At 71.8% G+C, this 16,508-nt stretch carries 16 protein-coding genes and 1 pseudogene; 9 read left to right on the top strand and 8 right to left on the bottom strand.

The window, feature by feature from the left end; all coding sequences use genetic code 11:
• Positions 1-5: 5 nt before the first annotated feature.
• On the bottom strand, positions 6-2,156 hold the full coding sequence (locus AB0903_RS06980) for a hypothetical protein (RefSeq protein ID WP_366699753.1): 2,151 nt from the start codon (positions 2,154-2,156) through the stop codon (positions 6-8).
• Between the two features lie 445 nt (positions 2,157-2,601).
• Between AB0903_RS06980 and AB0903_RS06975 the strand changes: the two genes are divergently transcribed.
• The 3 genes and pseudogenes from AB0903_RS06975 to AB0903_RS06965 all read left to right on the top strand — a co-directional run.
• Positions 2,602-3,204 (top strand): TIGR03086 family metal-binding protein, encoded by a 603-nt coding sequence (locus tag AB0903_RS06975; RefSeq protein ID WP_366699904.1) that lies wholly within the window; start codon positions 2,602-2,604, stop codon positions 3,202-3,204.
• Positions 3,205-3,351: 147 nt separating this feature from the next.
• Positions 3,352-3,948 (top strand): exonuclease, encoded by a 597-nt coding sequence (locus tag AB0903_RS06970; protein WP_366699751.1) that lies wholly within the window; start codon positions 3,352-3,354, stop codon positions 3,946-3,948.
• Between the two features lie 143 nt (positions 3,949-4,091).
• Positions 4,092-4,265 (top strand): annotated as a pseudogene (locus AB0903_RS06965) (lysozyme); the annotation flags it as partial.
• 77 nt (positions 4,266-4,342) lie between these two features.
• Here the strand turns inward: AB0903_RS06965 and AB0903_RS06960 are convergent.
• The 5 genes from AB0903_RS06960 to uraD all read right to left on the bottom strand — a co-directional run bounded on the left by AB0903_RS06960 (position 4,343) and on the right by uraD (position 9,578).
• A complete protein-coding gene (locus AB0903_RS06960; RefSeq protein WP_366699749.1) occupies positions 4,343-5,758 on the bottom strand; it encodes a nucleobase:cation symporter-2 family protein in 1,416 nt (471 codons plus the stop codon).
• A 258-nt stretch (positions 5,759-6,016) separates the two neighbouring features.
• A complete protein-coding gene (locus tag AB0903_RS06955; protein ID WP_366699747.1) occupies positions 6,017-7,417 on the bottom strand; it encodes an 8-oxoguanine deaminase in 1,401 nt (466 codons plus the stop codon).
• A gap of 306 nt (positions 7,418-7,723) precedes the next feature.
• Positions 7,724-8,647 carry a factor-independent urate hydroxylase gene (pucL, locus tag AB0903_RS06950; RefSeq protein WP_366699745.1) on the bottom strand — a complete coding sequence of 308 codons (924 nt, stop codon included), beginning with the start codon at positions 8,645-8,647 and terminating at the stop codon, positions 7,724-7,726.
• A 5-nt stretch (positions 8,648-8,652) separates the two neighbouring features.
• Entirely contained in the window at positions 8,653-9,066 is a 414-nt protein-coding gene (gene uraH, locus AB0903_RS06945; protein WP_366699743.1) for a hydroxyisourate hydrolase, read from the bottom strand.
• The gene (gene uraD, locus AB0903_RS06940) at positions 9,063-9,578 is read right to left on the bottom strand and encodes a 2-oxo-4-hydroxy-4-carboxy-5-ureidoimidazoline decarboxylase (RefSeq protein ID WP_366699741.1); all 516 of its coding nucleotides are present in this window, start codon (positions 9,576-9,578) and stop codon (positions 9,063-9,065) included. The genes uraH and uraD overlap by 4 nt, the downstream gene beginning before the upstream one ends.
• A gap of 297 nt (positions 9,579-9,875) precedes the next feature.
• Between uraD and AB0903_RS06935 the strand changes: the two genes are divergently transcribed.
• A complete protein-coding gene (locus AB0903_RS06935) occupies positions 9,876-10,553 on the top strand; it encodes a hypothetical protein (RefSeq protein WP_366699739.1) in 678 nt (225 codons plus the stop codon).
• A gap of 84 nt (positions 10,554-10,637) precedes the next feature.
• Here AB0903_RS06935 and AB0903_RS06930 read toward each other — a convergent pair whose 3' ends face one another.
• Positions 10,638-11,012: a helix-turn-helix domain-containing protein gene (locus tag AB0903_RS06930; protein WP_366699737.1), complete on the bottom strand. Its 375-nt coding sequence runs from the start codon at positions 11,010-11,012 to the stop codon at positions 10,638-10,640.
• Entirely contained in the window at positions 11,009-11,257 is a 249-nt protein-coding gene (locus AB0903_RS06925) for a hypothetical protein (protein WP_366699903.1), read from the bottom strand. The genes AB0903_RS06930 and AB0903_RS06925 overlap by 4 nt, the downstream gene beginning before the upstream one ends.
• Positions 11,258-11,437: 180 nt before the next feature.
• On the opposite strand from AB0903_RS06925, the gene AB0903_RS06920 reads away from it, so the two are divergent.
• The 5 genes from AB0903_RS06920 (at position 11,438) to AB0903_RS06900 (ending at position 16,505) form a co-directional block, all read left to right on the top strand.
• Complete coding sequence (locus AB0903_RS06920) at positions 11,438-12,517, top strand: lytic murein transglycosylase (RefSeq protein ID WP_366699735.1); 1,080 nt, start codon at positions 11,438-11,440, stop codon at positions 12,515-12,517.
• 58 nt (positions 12,518-12,575) lie between these two features.
• On the top strand, positions 12,576-13,628 hold the full coding sequence (locus AB0903_RS06915; RefSeq protein ID WP_366699733.1) for a sigma-70 family RNA polymerase sigma factor: 1,053 nt from the start codon (positions 12,576-12,578) through the stop codon (positions 13,626-13,628).
• Between the two features lie 342 nt (positions 13,629-13,970).
• The gene (locus AB0903_RS06910; protein WP_366699731.1) at positions 13,971-14,915 is read left to right on the top strand and encodes an ABC transporter ATP-binding protein; all 945 of its coding nucleotides are present in this window, start codon (positions 13,971-13,973) and stop codon (positions 14,913-14,915) included.
• Positions 14,912-15,682 (top strand): ABC transporter permease, encoded by a 771-nt coding sequence (locus AB0903_RS06905; RefSeq protein WP_366699729.1) that lies wholly within the window; start codon positions 14,912-14,914, stop codon positions 15,680-15,682. Before AB0903_RS06910 ends, AB0903_RS06905 begins: the two co-directional genes overlap by 4 nt.
• Positions 15,683-15,686: 4 nt before the next feature.
• Positions 15,687-16,505, top strand: coding sequence for an ABC transporter permease (locus AB0903_RS06900; protein ID WP_366699727.1), 819 nt, complete (start codon positions 15,687-15,689; stop codon positions 16,503-16,505).
• Positions 16,506-16,508: the final 3 nt, after the last annotated feature.

Below are 16,508 nucleotides of genomic sequence, written 5' to 3'. Positions count from 1 at the left end.
GGACGTCAGTCGCGCCGCCGGGACAGGGCCCGCCGCGCCTGCTTCTTGGCGTGCGCCGCCGCGTCCGCGACCGTGCGGTCCGGGTGGTGGGCGTGCAGGGTGCCCAGGATGCGGTACGAGGTGCCGGGGTCGGCCTCCGCGAGGGCGTCGACGAGGGCGCCGGCGCCCCCCGGCCACGCGGCGGCCGCCGTGTCGAAGGCGGGGAGCAGGGTCGTCGGCACGATGTCGTCCGGCCGGGGGATGCCGGTGTCGCCCGCGTCCTCTCGGCGCTTCACATGGCTGAGCATGTCGTCGATCCAGCATCCGTCCAGCTCCTCGACGAGCACCGTGGCGCGTGCGGTGAGCGGAACCGCGTCCTCGGGGACCGACTCCCCACGGGCCACGAGCAGCCTGCGGGCGGCGGCGCCGGTCACCGGGTCGGTGAGGGCCGCGCGGAGCGCCGCGCCGGGGACCGCCGCGAGGTCGAGGCGGGCGAACGACTCGGACGTACGTGCGGCGTTGACGTCGTCCGCCTTGGCCGCGGAGACCGCGGCGAGCAGCTCGGCCCAGGCCGCGTCCGTGGAGCCGCGGCGCGCAGCCCAGGCGGCGAGCGCGGCGGCGGCGAGACGGGTGGGCCAGTGGCGGGTCGCGGCGACGGTCCGGGCCGCGTCCCAACTGGTGACGGTGGCCTGGTCGGGCGCGGCCACATGACCGGCGGTGAACACATGGCGCATGGCGGCGGCGCCGAGCGGCGTGAGTCCGTAGGTGTCGCCGGTGCGGAACAGGCATCCGGTGGCGGCCAGTTGATCGATGAGTGCCGCCAGGCCGCGGGCGGGGGCGTCGAGTTCGGCACGGTCGGCCTCCGTACGGCCGGGCATCCCGAGCAGGACGGACAGCTCCTCCGGCGACGGGGTCTCGTAGGCGGCCGGGGCGCTGTCGGGGACCGGGGTGGGTGCGTCCTCCAGTTCGGGCGGTACGCCGCCGTCCTTCGCGTCGGCGACCTTGCGGGCGACGGAGTCGGGGGTGCCGCCGCGTTCGTAGAGCGAGTAGAGGATGTGCGCGGCGTCGAACGAGTACGCCTCCTCGGGACCGCTGACCAGGGGCAGCCGTTCCGCCTGCGCCGCGAGGATGTCGGCCGCCAGTTCGAGGAGTTCCTGTGTGGTGCCGTCGGTCCACACGGCGGTGGCCGGGCCGGGCAGCCCGCAGCGTTCCGCGACTTCGCGCAGTTCGTCGTCGAAGGTCCCGGCCGCCAGTGCCGCGGGCAGCGGGGCGGCGTGCAGCAGGCCCCGGATCTCGTCCGGCGCCGGGACGGCGGGCGGGGGCGGCAGCGGGACCGAGGAGTCGCCGTAGTAGTCGAGGTGCTCGTCGAGCATGCGGTCGGCGAGCGCGACGTGCGGCATCGCCTCCGGCCCGGGGGCGAGCGCGGTGTGCCGTGTGGCGAACGCCTCCGCGAGACCGGCGGCAGTCCACCGGTCGGTCAACCCGTCGGCGATGGAGTCCAGTTCTCCGGCGAGCGCGTCGTCGGGGCGGTCGGCGTCCAGCGGGGGTGTCGGCAGCAGCGGGCCGGCCGGGGACGCCTCGCTGGTGTCGCGGGCGAAGGCGGCGAGCAGCGCTTCGTCGAGGCGGGTCCGCACGGTGAACGTCCGCTCGGCCAGGTCGGAGCGGTGCAGCGGCTCGGGCAGGGCCGGCCGGTCGGCGTGCGGCGTGCTCTCGTGGGCGGCGAGCCAGGCGCGTACGGCGGCGGCGTCGTCCGCGTCGACGCCGTCGGCGATCAGCAGCGACGCGTACCAGCGGTGCCAGGTCAGGTTCTCCGGGTCGGCCATGGCGCGGCGGAAGCCGGGGAGGGTGTCCTCGACGGCGGCGAGCAGCCGCGCGTGGCGCTTGGCGTTGAGGCGGCCCGCGGCCCGGACGCGGTCGGCGAGCGCGGTGAGCACGTCCGGTACGGCGTCCAGCTCGCCGTCCCCGGCGCACAGCAACTGCGGGAGGTCCTCGTGCAGGACCTGGTGCAGCAGCCGGGGCGACGGTTCAGGCACACCGGCCCTGCGGTCGGCGCCGCGCAGCGCGAGCATCGTCAGCACCGCGTCGGTGAGGCGCGCGGGCAGTTCGACGCCTCTTTCCCGCCTCGCCCAGGCGAGGAAGTCGTCGCGGCCGGTGTTCAGGGCGTTGGTACGAGTCACCTGTGGAGCGTATGAGGGCGGACGGCGCCGGTGATCCTTCCGTGCCCCGGGTTAGCCCGATCGGGCGAGCGACGAGTCGGAGAAGGCCCGTGTGACCGGGAGCGGGGGTCCGAGCCGACGGCGGTCGGGGGTCTCGGGAGGGCAGGGCGGGAGGGCAGGCGGGTGTGCCGGGCAGGCGGTGTGTCCTCGCCGGGGGCGGTCCCGGCGTTCGCCGCCGCCGACCACGTGAAGTCGGAGCAGCCCACCCTGTACGCGGTGGCCCTCCGAGCACCCCTCGGTCGGTCACGGCAGTCCCGTCCGGCGGGGAGATCCCACGGCGCTTACGAGTTCCGACGCGGCGCCGGGTGCCGACACGGCGATGAGCTTCGGCGCGGCGATGAGCTTCAGTACGGCAATGAGTTTCAGTGCGGCGATGAATTTCGGTGCGGCGGCCGGTCACGACTGCATGGACACTTCCGACAGCACACCCCAGCCCGACCTCACACCCGCCGCCCGTGCCGTGACCCGGCTCGTCGGCGCCGTCCGCGACGAGCAGCTGGGCGATCCGACGCCCTGCCCGAAGTACGCCGTCAGGGAGCTGCTGGCCCACATCGACGGGCTGTCCCTCGCCTTCCGGGATGCGGCCCGCAAGGACCTCGGGCAGACGACCGACACCAGTCCGGACACGGCGCTCCCGGTCCTGGACGACGCCTGGCGCACCACGCTCCCGGTGCGGCTGGACGAGCTCGCCGAGGCATGGCGCCGGCCGGAGGCGTGGGAGGGCATGGCCCGGGCCGGCGGCGTGGACCTGCCCGCCTCGGTCGCGGGCAGCGTCGCGCTCAACGAACTCGTGATCCACGGCTGGGACCTGGCGCGGGCGACGGGGCAGGAGTACGACCCCGGTGAGGCGAGCGCGGCGGTGTCGTACGAGATCGTCCGGACGACGGACGACGACTCGCTGCGCGAGGGGATCTTCGGTCCGCCGGTGGCCGTGCCGGACGACGCGACGCTGCTGGACCGGGTGGTCGGCCTCAGCGGTCGGCGTCCGGACTGGCGGCCCGGCGACTGAGGGCCGCGCCCGGCGGCCCGGCGGCGGACGGAGCGCGACTCCTCCCGGCGCGGCCCGGCGACTGACGCACCGCGCCCGGCGGCGGACGAGGCACGCGCCCGGAAATGCGAGTGAGTCCGGGCAGGTACTGCTGCGAAGCTTCTGGCCATGACACACCGTATGAAGCCCAGTCTCTACATCTCCGTCGACATCGAGGCCGACGGGCCGGTCCCCGGTCCGTACTCGATGCTCAGTTTCGGTGCGGCGGTGGCGGGCCGCCAGGACGGTGCGGGATACGAGCCATGCGACCCGGAGAAGCACACGTTCTACCGCGAACTGCGACCCGTCTCCGAGGAGTTCGACCCGAAGGCGCTCGCGGTGAGTGGTCTCGACCGCGAGCGCCTGGCGGCCGAGGGGTGCGATCCGGCCCTCGCCATGGCGGAGTTCGGCGCCTGGGTGGAGGGGCTGCGAGAGGTGCACGGGGGCGCGCAGCCGGTGATGTGCGGCTATCCGGCGCCGTACGACTGGATGTTCCTGTACTGGTACCTGGTGCGGTTCACCGGCTCGAGTCCGTTCGGGCACTCGGGCTGCCTGGACATGAAGACGCTGTTCGCGACGAAGGCGCGGCTGCCGCTGCGCGCGGTGTCGAAGGGGGCGATGCCGCGGGAGCTGCTCTCTGCGCGGCGGCACACGCACCATGCCCTGGACGACGCGATCGAGCAGGCGGAGCTTTTCAGCAATCTGATGGCGTGGCCGGGTCGGTGACCGCGGCACGGGGAGCCGCTCCGGGGCTACGCGAGTAGAAAGTACGGGGCGGCACGCCTGAAAGTTGCCGTGCGCTCCGCGCGTTTCCGCAGCTCCGCAACGTCGCCACAGGTCTGGTCCTCAGGGACTTCCGGCCACCCCTGTGGATCGCCCACCGGGGCGTCGGCAGCCCCACCGTCCCCAGCGGCTTCCCCACCTGGACCTTCTGGCAGTACACCGCGACCGGCCGGGTCAGCGGCGTCTCGGGGGACGTGGACCGCAACAAGTTCAACGGCACCATGACCAGGCTGATGGCACTGGCCAACAACACCGCCTGAGCGGCGTGCGCCCGGGTGGGGCCGTCCTTGTGACGGCCCCACCCGGGCGCGGTCGTTCACGTGTGCGCCCACCGGGCTCAGTGCACGACGGCGGCCGGCGCCGGGGCCGTGGAACCGGCCCCGTCCCCCGTGGGCTGCTCCCGCGCGCCCCTCTTCCCGCCGAAGTGGTTGAAGGCGAGGTTCAACAGGATCGCCACGATGCAGCCGGTCGAGATGCCCGAGTCGAGGACGACGAGCAGGTCCTCGGGGAAGGCATGGTAGAACTGCGGCGCGGCGATCGGGATCAGGCCGATGCCGACGGCGGCGGCGACGATCAGCGCGTTCTCGCCCTTCTCCAGCGCGGCCGTGGCCAGGGTCTGGATGCCGCTCGCGGCGACCGTGCCGAACAGGACGATGCCCGCGCCGCCGAGGACCGGAAGGGGTACGAGCGCGATCACGGACGCCGCCACCGGGCACAGGCCGAGCAGGATCAGGATGCCGCCGCCCGCGGCGACGACGAAGCGGCTGCGCACCTTCGTCATCGCCACCAGGCCGATGTTCTGGGCGAAGGCACTGCACATGAAACCGTTGAACAGCGGGCTGATGGCGCTTCCGAGGGTGTCGGCACGCAGGCCGCCCTCGATGACCCGCTCGTCCGCCGGGCGGTCGACGATCCGGCCGAGGGCGAGCATGTCGGCGGTGGACTCCGTCATACAGACCAGCATCACGATGCACATCGAGATGATGGCGGCGATCTCGAACTGCGGTGCGCCGAAGTGGAACGGCGTGGGGAAGCCGACGATCCCGGCGTCCGACATCGCGTCCATGCTGGTCATGCCCAGCGGGACGGCGACGACCGTGCCGATGACCAGGCCGAGCAGGATGGCGATCTGCTGGAGGAAGCCCCGCAGCAGTTTGCGCAGGGCCAGCACGATCGCGAACGTCAGCGCCGCCATGCCGATGTTCTGCATGGACCCGTAGTCGTCGGCGGTGGAGTTGCCGCCCTGCGACCAGTTGAAGGCGACCGGCAGCAGGGACACGCCGATGAGGGTGATGACCGTGCCGGTGACGACGGGCGGGAAGAAGCGGACCAGTTTGGAGAAGTACGGGGTGAGTACGAAACCCAGCACACTGGCGACGATGATCGCGCCGAAGATGACGGCGATGCCGTCGTAGCCGCGGTCCCTGCCGATGGCGACCATCGGGGTGACACCGGCGAACGAGACGCCGTTGACGAACGGCAGCCGGGCGCCGACGCGCCAGAAGCCGATCGTCTGGAGCAGGGTGGCTATACCCGCGGTGAACAGGCTGGCGCCCATCAGGAACGCGGTGTCCTTGGCGTCGAGGCCGACGGCGGGCCCCACGATCATCGGCGGGGCCACCACACCCGCGTACATGGCGGCCACATGCTGCAGGCCGCTGGTGAACATCTTGACGGGCGGGAGTTTCTCGTCGACCGGGTGCTTGCGGTCGGGTTCTTCAGGTGCATCGGCGGTCGGTGATTGCGCGGCCACGGCGGTGCCTCCGGTCGGGTAACACGTCGTCGGGGACATGTGGTGTCAAGGAGGTGGTGCAGGTGGTGCAGATGCACATACCGGATCGCCCGAACCGGTGGTGCGGGTGGTGCCGTGTGCCGGGTGGGCACGTGTCACCACCACCGGGAGGTGCGTACGTGCTCCGCACGCACCTCCCGGCGACGGCTGCCGTGGGCCCCGCTCGGGTCCACGGCCGCCGGTCGAGGGCCGTCCCCCTCGACCGGACTACCTTGGGGGTCAGTCCTGGGCGGCGATCCGCGCCAGGCGCTGCGCCTCGTCCCGCGTGGAGCGGGCGATGGCGTCCTCGTCCACCGTGGTGAGGTGGCCCGCCTCGACGACGGGGGTGCCGTCGACGAGGGAGAGTGAGACCGGGGCCGCCGCGCCGAAGACGAGGGCGACCACGGGGTCGGCGATGGAGGAATGAGCAAGCGTGTCGAGCTTCCACAGCACCAGGTCCGCGAGCTTGCCGGGCTCGAGGGATCCGATCTGGTCGGCACGTCCGAGGACCTGCGCACCGCCGTAGGTGCCGAGCCGCAGCGCCTGGCGGGCGTTCAGGGCCGCCTCGCGGTGGGCGCCGAGCCGGTTGATCAGCAGGGCGTTGCGCAGCTCGGTGTGCAGCTCGCCGGACTCGTTGGACGCGGTGCCGTCGACGCCGAGACCCACCGGTACGCCGGCCTTCAGCATGTCGGGCACGCGGGCGATGCCGGCGGCCAGACGCGCGTTGGAGGAGGGGCAGTGCGCGACGCCGGTGCCGGTACGGGCGAAGGCGGCGATGTCCGAGTCGTTCATGTGGACGCAGTGCGCCATCCACACGTCGGAGCCCAGCCAGCCCGTCGACTCGAAGTAGTCGGTCGGCCCCATCCCGAAGAGCTCCTTGCAGAACTCCTCCTCCTCGACGGTCTCCGAGCCGTGGGTGTGCAGCCGCACGCCCTTGCGCCGGGCCAGCTCCGCGCCCCGGCGCATCAGTTCGGTGCTGACGGAGAACGGGGAGCAGGGGGCGACCGCGATCTGGGTCATGGCGTCGAAGGAGGAGTCGTGGTGCGTGTCGATCGTCGCCTCGGTGCCGGCGAGCGCGCCGTCGAGGGACTCGACCGCGAAGTCCGGCGGCAGACCGCCGTCCGACGTGCCGCGGTCCATGGAACCGCGGGCGAGGGTGAACCGCACGCCCATCTCGCGGGCGGCGCCGATGATCGCGCCGGACAGGTCGCCGGAGCCCTGCGGGAAGACGTAGTGGTGGTCCATGGCGGTGGTGACACCACCGCGCGCCATCATCGCGAGCGAGCCCTGCGCCGCGGCGCGGACCATCGGCTCGTCGATGCGGGCCCAGGTCGGGTAGAGCGCCACCAGCCAGTTGAAGAGGTTGTGGTCGGTGGCGAGACCGCGGGTGATCCACTGGTAGAAGTGGTGGTGGGTGTTGACCAGGCCGGGGGTGACGAGGTGGCCGGTGCCGTCGATGCGGCGAGCTACGCCTTCCAGGCCGTCCGGTGCCTTGCCCGCGCCGACGGACTCGATCCGGTTGCCGGCGACGACGACGTGCCCGAAGGCGTATTCGGTGTCGTCGGCGTCGACGGTGGCGATCGCGCAGTTCTCGATGACGATGCGCTCGGGAGCGCCGTCGTGGGCTGCCGAAGGTGCCATGGTGCTTCCTTCTTCTGTGAGCGGCGATGTGGGCACGGCAGGACCCTAGGAGCATTTGAGTGCTGCGGCCGTGCGGCTGCGGGTGCCGAGGGGGTGGAGGAACAGGTCGGGCGTCACCACGACGGGCGCTCCGGCACTGATTTCGGGGCCCGGCTCGGTCTGGGCCCGGGTGGGAGAACCCGTCTGAGGCCGGGCGCGGCGAGCCGAACGGTGCCCGCACCGGCGGGTACGAGCCGCTGTGCCATGAAAGTCCTCCGGTCCGGCCCGCCCCCGCCCGGCTGCGGGCGGGGGTGGGCCGTTACCGCGTCAGAGGTTGGTCATGTCCACCGGGATCTTCGGCTCGACACCGTCCCGCAGGACGGTGGCCTCGATCAGGCCGTACGGGCGGTCCGCCGCGAAGTAGACCTCGTTGTCGTTCTTGAGGCCGAACGGCTCCAGATCCACCAGGAAGTGGTGCTTGTTCGGCAGCGAGAAGCGGATCTCGTCGATCTCGCTCCGGCTGTTGATGATGCGCGAACCCATCTGGTACAAGGTCTGCTGCAGCGACAGGGAGTACGTCTCCGCGAATGCCTCGAGCATGTGCTTCTTGGCCTGGGTGTAGGACTTGTCCCAGTTGGGCATCCGGTCCTCGTCAGAGGTCCAGTTGTAGCGCCACTGGGCGGCGACCTGGGTGGCCAGGATGCGGTCGTACGCCTCCTTGAGGGTCGTGTACCGGTCCTTGACGTAGCCCCAGAACTCGGAGTTGGTCGAGTTCATCACGGTCAGGTCCTTCAGACCGGAGACGACCTCCCACTGCTCACCGTCGAAGGTGATCTGGGTGGTGCGGGTCTCCTGGCCCTTGCGGACGAAGGAATGCTTGACCTCGTCGGCCCCGATGAACTTCGAGTTGCCGTCGGAGGTCTCGATGCGCTCCCAGGCGTACTCCTCGATGCGGATGCGCGCCCGGTGGATCGGCTCCTGGCTCGTCACGAAGTGACGGGCGAGGTGGATGCCGAACTGCTCGGCGGACTCTATGCCGTACTCCTTGGCGAACGCGTACACCGTGTTCTTGGTGGTGTCGGTCGGCAGGCAATTGGCGTTGGAGCCGGAGTAGTGCACGTCGTCCATGTCGCCGGAGAGGGCGACGGAGACGTTCAGGTCCTTGATGTGGTGGGTGTCGCCGTCCCGCGTGATCTTGACGACTCGGTTCTCTGCTTTGCCGTACTGGTTCTGGCCGAGAATCGTGGGCATGTCTGCTAGCTCCCTCGGTAAACGGAGTAGCCGAACGGGTTGAGCAGCAGCGGTACGTGGTAGTGCTCGCCCGGCACGACGGCGAAGGTGATCGCCACCTCCGGGAAGAACACACCGGATGCACCGCTGTCCCGATTCGCGGGGGCGTCCTGCTGCGCATCGGCTTGCTTCACTGTGGTGATTGAACGCGTGAAGTACGCCTCGGTCTCGAAGTCGAGACGTACGTGTGTCGTGCCTTCCGGCAGCGCCGGAAGGTCCTTGCACCGCCCGTCCGCGTCGGTGGCGGAGCCGCCGAGCGGCACCCACCGCGCCTTGTGGCCGCTGCGGGCCGACAGCGATACGGCGACGCCTTCCGCGGGGCGGCCGACGCTGGTGTCCAGGATGTGCGTGGACACCGAGGCGGTGGTTGCCGTGCTCATGCGGTCATCTCCTGCTCTACGAGACGGTTCAGACGGATTCGGTTGATCTTGCCCAGTTCGGTGCGGACGATCTCCCGCTCCCGGTCGGGCGAGTTGTCGATCCGCTCGCGGAGGGCGTCCCGCATCTGCTCCCCGGTGCGGCCGGTGGCGCAGATCAGGAAGACATGGCCGAACTTGTCCTGGTAGGCAAGGTTCAGCTCGAGCATTTCGGCCTTGAGCGCTTCGGAGGCGTCGGCCATCCCGCTCTGTTCGCGGGAGGAGGTCGGGTCTCCGGGCTTGGGCCGGCCGATCGGCGGGTGACCGGCCATCGCCTCGGCCAGATCCTCCGCGGTCAGCTCCGCCATGGCGGCGTCGCCGGCCCGGAGGAGGGCCTCGGTGTCGGCGTACGGTCGCTGGGCGAGCAGTTTGCTCCCCCATGCCGAACTGGCACAGACCTCATGCAGGGCGGCCAGGGCCACACTGTCCTCGGAGGCGTTGAACCGGGCGAGGCCCGGGTTCGGAAGTGACGTCACGGGAGCCTCCGTGGCTTGTTCATCGCGGTGCGTCGGACGGGCTGCGGATAGCTAACGCCCTTCGGCAACGCGACGTCAACACTTTGTTGAAAACTTGGGGTCACAAATAGCACCGGCGGAAGGCGCGACCGCGCCGATCGCAGGCGCGCCCGGCCGGACCATTGCCACCGTTGCAGCATCACACCGGGCCGCACCGTCCCGCCGCGCCTAGTGTCTGAAAAGTCCCCATTCGACTGGAGGGTTGCCTCCGGCGCCCCGTACCACCGACAACGATGTCGGATTTGCAGGAGCATGCACATGAAAAGCGTTCGCCGCTTCGCCGCCTGTACGGCAGCAAGCACCCTTCTCGGCCTCGGCGCCGTCGCCCTCGCCACCCCCGCACAGGCCGCCTCCGCCGCACAGGCCGCCTCCGCCGCACAGGCCGCCTCCGCCACGCAGGCCCTCCCCGCCGCACAGGCCGGCACCCTTCAGGTGTCGGCCGCCGCAGCGAGCGACCCCCTCGCCGACCTCACCACAGCACTCAACAACCTGCTGGCGAGCCTCCTCGGCACGGTCAACGGCACCCTCGGCACAGTGACCGGCATCCTCGACGGCATCATCGGCAGTCTGCCCGGCCTCGGCGACCTGCCCACGACGCCCCTTCCGGCGACGGGAGAGCTGCCGACGACGGGTGACGTTCCCTCGCCGGGCGAGCTACCGGCTACCGGAGGACTCCCCGCGGTGCAGGCTCCGGCGGCAGGCGAGCTGCCCGGCCTCGGCGGCCTGCCCGGGGTGGCCGACATCCCGGCGACGGACGACCTGCCCGGACTGGCCGACATCCCGGCGACGGACGACCTGCCCGGACTGGCCGACATCCCGGCGACGGGCGACCTGCCCACCGCCGACCTGCCGACGACGGGTGAGCTGGCCGCCGCCGACCTGCCGACGACGGGTGAGCTGGCCGCCGCCGAGGCGCCCGCACCCGGCGTTTCCTGATCGCGCCGAGCGCACGTCAGGCGCCGGCCCCGGCATCCGTCTGGGTCGGCGCCTTGTGCCGCGAGGGCGGAGCCGACCCGGGCGTCAGCCCTCCGACGGGCTCTTCTCCCGGTTCAGGTAGTTGTAGACGGTGAAGCGGCTGACGCCGAGAGCGCCCGCCACCGTCTCCACGCCGTGCCGCACGGAGAACGCGCCCCGCGACTCCAGCGTCCTGACGATCGACTGCTTGGTCCGGCGGTCGAGTTCCGCCAGCGGCCTCCCGTGCCGCCGCTCCAAGGCCGCGAGGATGTGATCCAGGGAGTCCGCGAGCTGCGGAAGACGCACGGCGAGGACCTCTTCGCCCTCCCAGCTCAGTACGACGTCGTCCTCCGCCGCCTCGCCGGGCTCGATCAGCACACCGCCCATGGCGTCGACAAGCGGCTTCACGGCCTGGGCGAGGGCGTGGTCCAGGGCCGTCATCCCTCGCCCTCCACCACGTTGACCTGCAGGGAGACCCGGGTCGCCCCGTTCTCCAGCGCCTTGCGCAGCAGCGCGTCCACCGTGCCGAGGACCTGCTCGGCGCCTCCCTCCGCCGTGTTGCCGAACGGCCCGACGTCCACCGCGTCCAGATCCGCCCCCTGCACGACCTCGCGCACCGCCACGGCGTGCGGCGGCGGCTCGTCCAGATCGAACGGCTCGGTCGTGAACTCCACTCTCAGTCGCACCATGCCTCCACGTTAGGGCTTGTCCCGTAGACCTCGCCCCGTGCCCTGTGCCACCGGTCCGGACGAAGACGCACGTCATGACGCGACGGATCCGCCGTGGTGCCGCGTAGAGCAGACGACGGACGCCGCACCGGCCCCTCGTTCCGTCAGGGCGGGCGGCCACAGGGAGGGGACTGCATCATGACAGCAGGTACGCGCAGAGGGGTCAGGGCGACCGCGGTCGTCACCGCTGCCATGGCGGCGCTCACCGCCTCGCAGGCGCCGGGGGCCACCGTCGCCACGGCGGGGCAGCAGCCGCCGCCACTGCCGGCGGGGCCGAGCGTCTCCGGCGACAGCCCGTACCGCACCGAACTCCCGCCGCTGCGGACGTCGCCCGGGGTGGCCGCCGGAGTGGTCGAGGCGGCATCCGGCGGAGCGGCAGGGGCGGTTCCGACGACGGTGTTCGCCGCGTACCGGGCTGCCGAGACGGCACTCGCGGGCAGCGCCCCCGGGTGCGGTCTGCGCCGGGAACTGCTCGCCGCGATCGGGCAGGTCGAGTCCGGGCAGGCCCGCGGCGGCCGGGTCACCGCCGACGGCACCGCCCGCCCGCCGATACTCGGCCCGCGGCTCGACGGCGACGGCTTCGCGCTCATACGGGACAGCGACGGCGGGGTGCACGACGGGGACACGGGCTACGACCGGGCCGTCGGACCGATGCAGTTCATCCCCGCCACCTGGGCGGCTTGGGGCGCCGACGGCAACGGCGACGGGCGGGCCGATCCGCAGAACGTCTTCGACGCGGCCCTCGCCGCCGGACGCTATCTGTGCGCGGGCGGGCGGAACCTGGCGGAGCCGGGGGACCTGGAGCGGGCGGTCCTCGGCTACAACCACTCCACCGCGTATCTGCGGACGGTACTGGCCTGGTACGCGTACTACCTCGGCGGGCACCGGGTGGTCCCCGACCAGGGCGGTTCGTACGCACGGACACCCGCGGCCGCGCCCGCCGCGACGGTCGCGCCCGAGCCAGGGCCCGCGCGTACGGCGAGGCCCCGGCCCGCTCCCCCGACCGCCCCGGCCCCGTCGCCGGCCGCCTCTCCGTCCGCGTCGGCCCGGCCGACCGGTGCGCCGGCCGACGAGCCTGGGCCGGCGGAGGCGGGGCTGCCCTCCGTGCCCTCCGTGCCGCTCCCGGACGTGGAATTGCCCGGCTCCGGCGGACTGACCAGCAACGGAACGGACTCGATGGCCGCAGCCCCCTCCACAAGCCCGGATACCGGGCGGTAATGTCGCCACCCGCCGGACAGGGACGTCAGCCGGCGGGTGCGCGAGCGAGGGGGCCCTCATGGCTACGGAGATGCAGCCTGCCCAGCCCGGTGGGCGGCCGGGGCAGGAGTCCCAGGAACGCTGGCAGCGTGCCTGGAGCCACCGGGAGGACCTGCTCAAGGTGGCCCGCCGCCGCTCGATGACCCCCGAGGACGCCGAGGACGCCGTGCACGAGGCGATGCTGCGCGCCGCGGAGCACCCCCACCTCGACGACGACCGGCTCGGCGCGTGGCTGACGACCGTGACGATGCGGCTGTGCGTGGACCGCCACCGCCAGGTCAACCGGGAGGCCCAGGTCCGCACCAGCCCCCGGCTGCATCCCCCGGGGCCGGTCCCCGTGGACGAGGCCGTCTGCGACCGGGCGGAGGCGCGGTGGCTCGCCGTGCGCAGCTCGGAGCTGCCCGCCCGGCAGGCGGAGGCCCTGTGGCTGAAGTCCGAGGACCTGGACGTCGGGCAGGTCGCCTCGAAGATGGGCCTGAGCTACCGCACCGTCGAGTCCCTGCTCGCCCGCGCCCGCCGCACGCTGCGCAACTCGCTCGCCGCGACGCTGGGTCTCGTGCTGTGGCTCTGCGGCCGTGGCCGGCCGGGCGGCGGCAACGCGCAGGCGGTCGCGCTCGCGTCGACGGCGGCGACGCTGGCGGTGGCCGGCTTCGTCCTGCCGTACGCGCACGACGGCGACAAGCCGACGACGCGGCCGTCGCCGGCCGTCACGGAGGCGGGCGAGTCGCCCACGTCGGCGGAGGGCCGTGGTCCGGTGCCCGAGGCCGTGGCCGACCCGTCCTCCGGATCCACGCGCGACGACGGACGGGGCGCGGTCCGCCCGGCCGGCCGTCGGGGCCTTCCGCTGCCGGAGTTGCCGGACGTGCCGCTGCCGTCGCTGCCGCTGTCCACGCCGGGGGTCGCGCGGCTGCCGGTGGGTGACGTGGCGGACCACCTGGTGCCCATGCTGCCGGCGCCGTCGCTCCCGCCGCTGCCGGCGCCGTCGGTTCCGTCCGGGTCGGTGCCCGGTGCGTCCGCCGTGCCGCCGTCCGTGCTGCGGGTCGGTTCTGCGAGTACGCCACCGTTGCCGTAGGCGGGCGGGGCGAAGCGGGAGGCGTGGCCGCTGCTCGGGGCCGTCTCCCCGCCCCTTCCCGAAACCAGGGCCGGCCCCGGGCCCCGTAACACCCTCAGGGCACCGCCCGGACCCCGTGCCCTCTCAGCGGGCCTACCGGGCTCCGCCCCGACCGTCCGCAGGGCTTCCGTCCGCAGGGCTTCGCCCCTGCCCGCCACCGCCACCGCCACCGCCACCGCCACCGCCACCGCCACCGCCACCGCAAAAAACTTCGTTCCGCCGCGACGGACCGTCCACCCCTCCCCGTAGAGCAGATGTCGGACCGATCCACGGACCACGGACCACGGACGAAGGGTGTACCGGATGGGTGTCGAGATCTGTGTGGAAGGGCTTACCAAGTCCTTCGGGCACCAGGTCATCTGGCAGGACGTGTCCCTGACCCTGCCCGCCGGTGAGGTGTCCGTCATGCTCGGGCCGTCCGGCACCGGGAAGTCCGTGTTCCTGAAGACGCTCGTGGGCCTGCTGCGGCCAGAGCGCGGGTCGATACGGATTGCGGGCCAGGACATCACCTCCCTCCGCGAGCACGAGCTCTACGACGTGCGGAAGCTCTTCGGCGTGCTGTTCCAGGACGGCGCGCTGTTCGGGTCGATGAACCTCTACGACAACATCGCCTTTCCGCTGCGCGAACACACCCGCAAACCGGAGAGCGAAGTCCGGCGGATCGTGCTCGAGAAGATGGACATGGTCGGGCTGATCGGTGCGGAGGACAAGCTGCCCGGTGAGATATCCGGCGGTATGCGTAAGCGCGCCGGGCTCGCCCGCGCGCTCGTGCTCGACCCGGAGATCATCCTCTTCGACGAGCCGGACTCGGGCCTCGACCCGGTCCGGGTGGCGTATCTGAACCAGCTGATCGTCGACCTCAACGCGCAGATCGACGCCACGTTCCTGATCGTCACGCACGACATCGCCTCCGCCCGGCAGGTCCCGGACAACATCGGGCTGCTGTTCCGGCGGGAGCTGGTGATGTTCGGGCCGCGGGAGCAGCTGCTGACCAGCGAGGAGCCGGTGGTGCGGCAGTTCCTGAACGGACGGATGCAGGGGCCGATCGGGATGGCGGAGGAGAAGGACGCCGCGCAGATCGAGCAGGAGCTGGAGCAGCTGGGGGCGGGGGGTGAAACGGCTTCTGCGGTGACGGAGCTGACGCCGCGGCTGCTGCCGACCAAGGGCATAGAACGGCCGCCCCGCTGGGAGGCGATCGCCGACCGCGAGAGGCTGCGGCGGGTACGCGGAAAGGTGGGCGGCGCATGAGCCTGTCACCGACCGGGGCGCTGCGGCATTCGGGCAGCCTGTTCGCCATGGGGCTGGACGTGCTGCGCACCATCCCCAAGCGGCCTTTCCAGTTGCGGGAGTTCATCCAGCAGGCGTGGTTCGTCGCGAGTGTGACGATCCTGCCGACGGCGCTGGTGTCGATCCCGTTCGGAGCGGTGATCGCGTTGCAGATCGGCAGTCTCACCCGGCAGTTGGGCGCGCAGTCGTTCTCGGGTGCGGCGTCGGTGCTCGCGGTGCTGCGGGAGGCGTCGCCGATCGTGACGGCGCTGCTGATCGCGGGTGCGGGCGGTACGGCGATCTGCGCGGATCTCGGCGCGCGCAAGATCCGTGAGGAGATCGACGCGATGCAGGTGCTGGGCATCGACCCGATCCACCGGCTCGTCGTGCCGCGGGTGCTGGCCACGATGCTGGTGGCGGTGCTGCTCAACGGCCTGGTCTCGGTCGTCGGCGTGGCGGGCGGCTACTTCTTCAACGTGGTGCTGCAGGACGGCACCCCCGGCGCCTATCTCGCCTCGTTCACCACGCTCGCCCAGCTCTCCGACCTGTGGGCGGCGGAGCTGAAGGCCCTGGTGTTCGGCGCGATCGCCGCGATCGTCGCCTCGTACAAGGGGCTGACCGCGAAGGGCGGTCCGAAGGGGGTCGGCGACGCGGTGAACCAGTCGGTGGTCATCACCTTCATGTTGCTGTTCGTGACGAACTTCGTGATGACCGCCGTGTACTTCCAGATCGTTCCGCAGAGGGGCTGAGCGCATGCCGCTGATGAACCGTCTGCTGCCTCCGCAACTGGAGGAGCCGGGCAGGCAGCTGGTCTTCTACGGCCGTTCGCTGGCCTGGACCGGCCGTACGCTGCGCCGCTACAAGAAGGAGACCCTGCGCCTGCTGGCCGAGGTGAGTTTCGGCCGGGGCGCGCTGGCCGTCGTCGGCGGCACCGTCGGGGTGATCGCGTTCCTGTCGTTCTTCACCGGCACCGAGGTCGGTCTGCAGGGGTACGCGGCGCTCAACCAGCTCGGCACGTCGAACTTCGTGGCCTTCCTGTCCGCGTACTTCAACACCCGTGAGATCGCGCCGCTGGTGGCGGGGCTCGCTTTGTCCGCGACGGTGGGTGCCGGGTTCACCGCGCAGCTCGGGGCCATGCGGATCAGCGAGGAGACCGACGCCCTGGAGGTGATGGGTGTCCCGTCGCTGCCGTTCCTGGTGACGACGCGGATGATCGCCGGGTTCGTCGCCGTGATCCCGCTGTACGTGGTGGGCCTGCTGTCCTCGTACTTCGCCGCTCGCACGATCACCACGGCCTACTACGGGCAGTCGGCCGGCACCTACGACCACTACTTCCAGCAGTATCTGCCGCCGGTGGACGTGCTGTGGTCCTTCGGCAAGGTGATCGTCTTCGCCGTCGTGATCATCCTGGTGCACTGCTACTACGGCTACTACGCGAGCGGAGGCCCCGCCGGTGTCGGTGTCGCCGTGGGCCGCGCCGTGCGCACCTCGATCGTGGCGATCAACATTCTCGACTTCTTCCTCAGCCTGGCGATCTGGGGCGCCAACACGACCGTACGGATAGCGGGGTAGGGG

Origin of the sequence: Streptomyces sp. NPDC048389, from assembly GCF_040706335.1 — a bacterium.
Taxonomy (GTDB): Bacteria; Actinomycetota; Actinomycetes; order Streptomycetales; family Streptomycetaceae; genus Streptomyces.
The sequence above is the reverse complement of the archived record's forward strand: the minus strand, read 5'-3'. Positions and strand labels throughout refer to the sequence as shown.

Excerpts from the sequence above, each read along its gene's own strand:
- AB0903_RS06910 (WP_366699731.1), top strand. The coding sequence starts at position 13,971 with ATGGGTGTCGAGATCTGTGTGGAAGGGCTTACCAAGTCCTTCGGGCAC.
- AB0903_RS06920 (WP_366699735.1), top strand. The coding sequence starts at position 11,438 with ATGACAGCAGGTACGCGCAGAGGGGTCAGGGCGACCGCGGTCGTCACC.
- AB0903_RS06930 (WP_366699737.1), bottom strand. The coding sequence starts at position 11,012 with ATGACGGCCCTGGACCACGCCCTCGCCCAGGCCGTGAAGCCGCTTGTC.
- AB0903_RS06955 (WP_366699747.1), bottom strand. The coding sequence starts at position 7,417 with ATGGCACCTTCGGCAGCCCACGACGGCGCTCCCGAGCGCATCGTCATC.
- uraH (WP_366699743.1), bottom strand. The coding sequence starts at position 9,066 with ATGAGCACGGCAACCACCGCCTCGGTGTCCACGCACATCCTGGACACC.
- pucL (WP_366699745.1), bottom strand. The coding sequence starts at position 8,647 with ATGCCCACGATTCTCGGCCAGAACCAGTACGGCAAAGCAGAGAACCGA.
- AB0903_RS06900 (WP_366699727.1), top strand. The coding sequence starts at position 15,687 with ATGCCGCTGATGAACCGTCTGCTGCCTCCGCAACTGGAGGAGCCGGGC.
- AB0903_RS06905 (WP_366699729.1), top strand. The coding sequence starts at position 14,912 with ATGAGCCTGTCACCGACCGGGGCGCTGCGGCATTCGGGCAGCCTGTTC.
- AB0903_RS06975 (WP_366699904.1), top strand. The coding sequence starts at position 2,602 with ATGGACACTTCCGACAGCACACCCCAGCCCGACCTCACACCCGCCGCC.
- AB0903_RS06935 (WP_366699739.1), top strand. The coding sequence starts at position 9,876 with ATGAAAAGCGTTCGCCGCTTCGCCGCCTGTACGGCAGCAAGCACCCTT.
- AB0903_RS06970 (WP_366699751.1), top strand. The coding sequence starts at position 3,352 with ATGACACACCGTATGAAGCCCAGTCTCTACATCTCCGTCGACATCGAG.
- AB0903_RS06915 (WP_366699733.1), top strand. The coding sequence starts at position 12,576 with ATGGCTACGGAGATGCAGCCTGCCCAGCCCGGTGGGCGGCCGGGGCAG.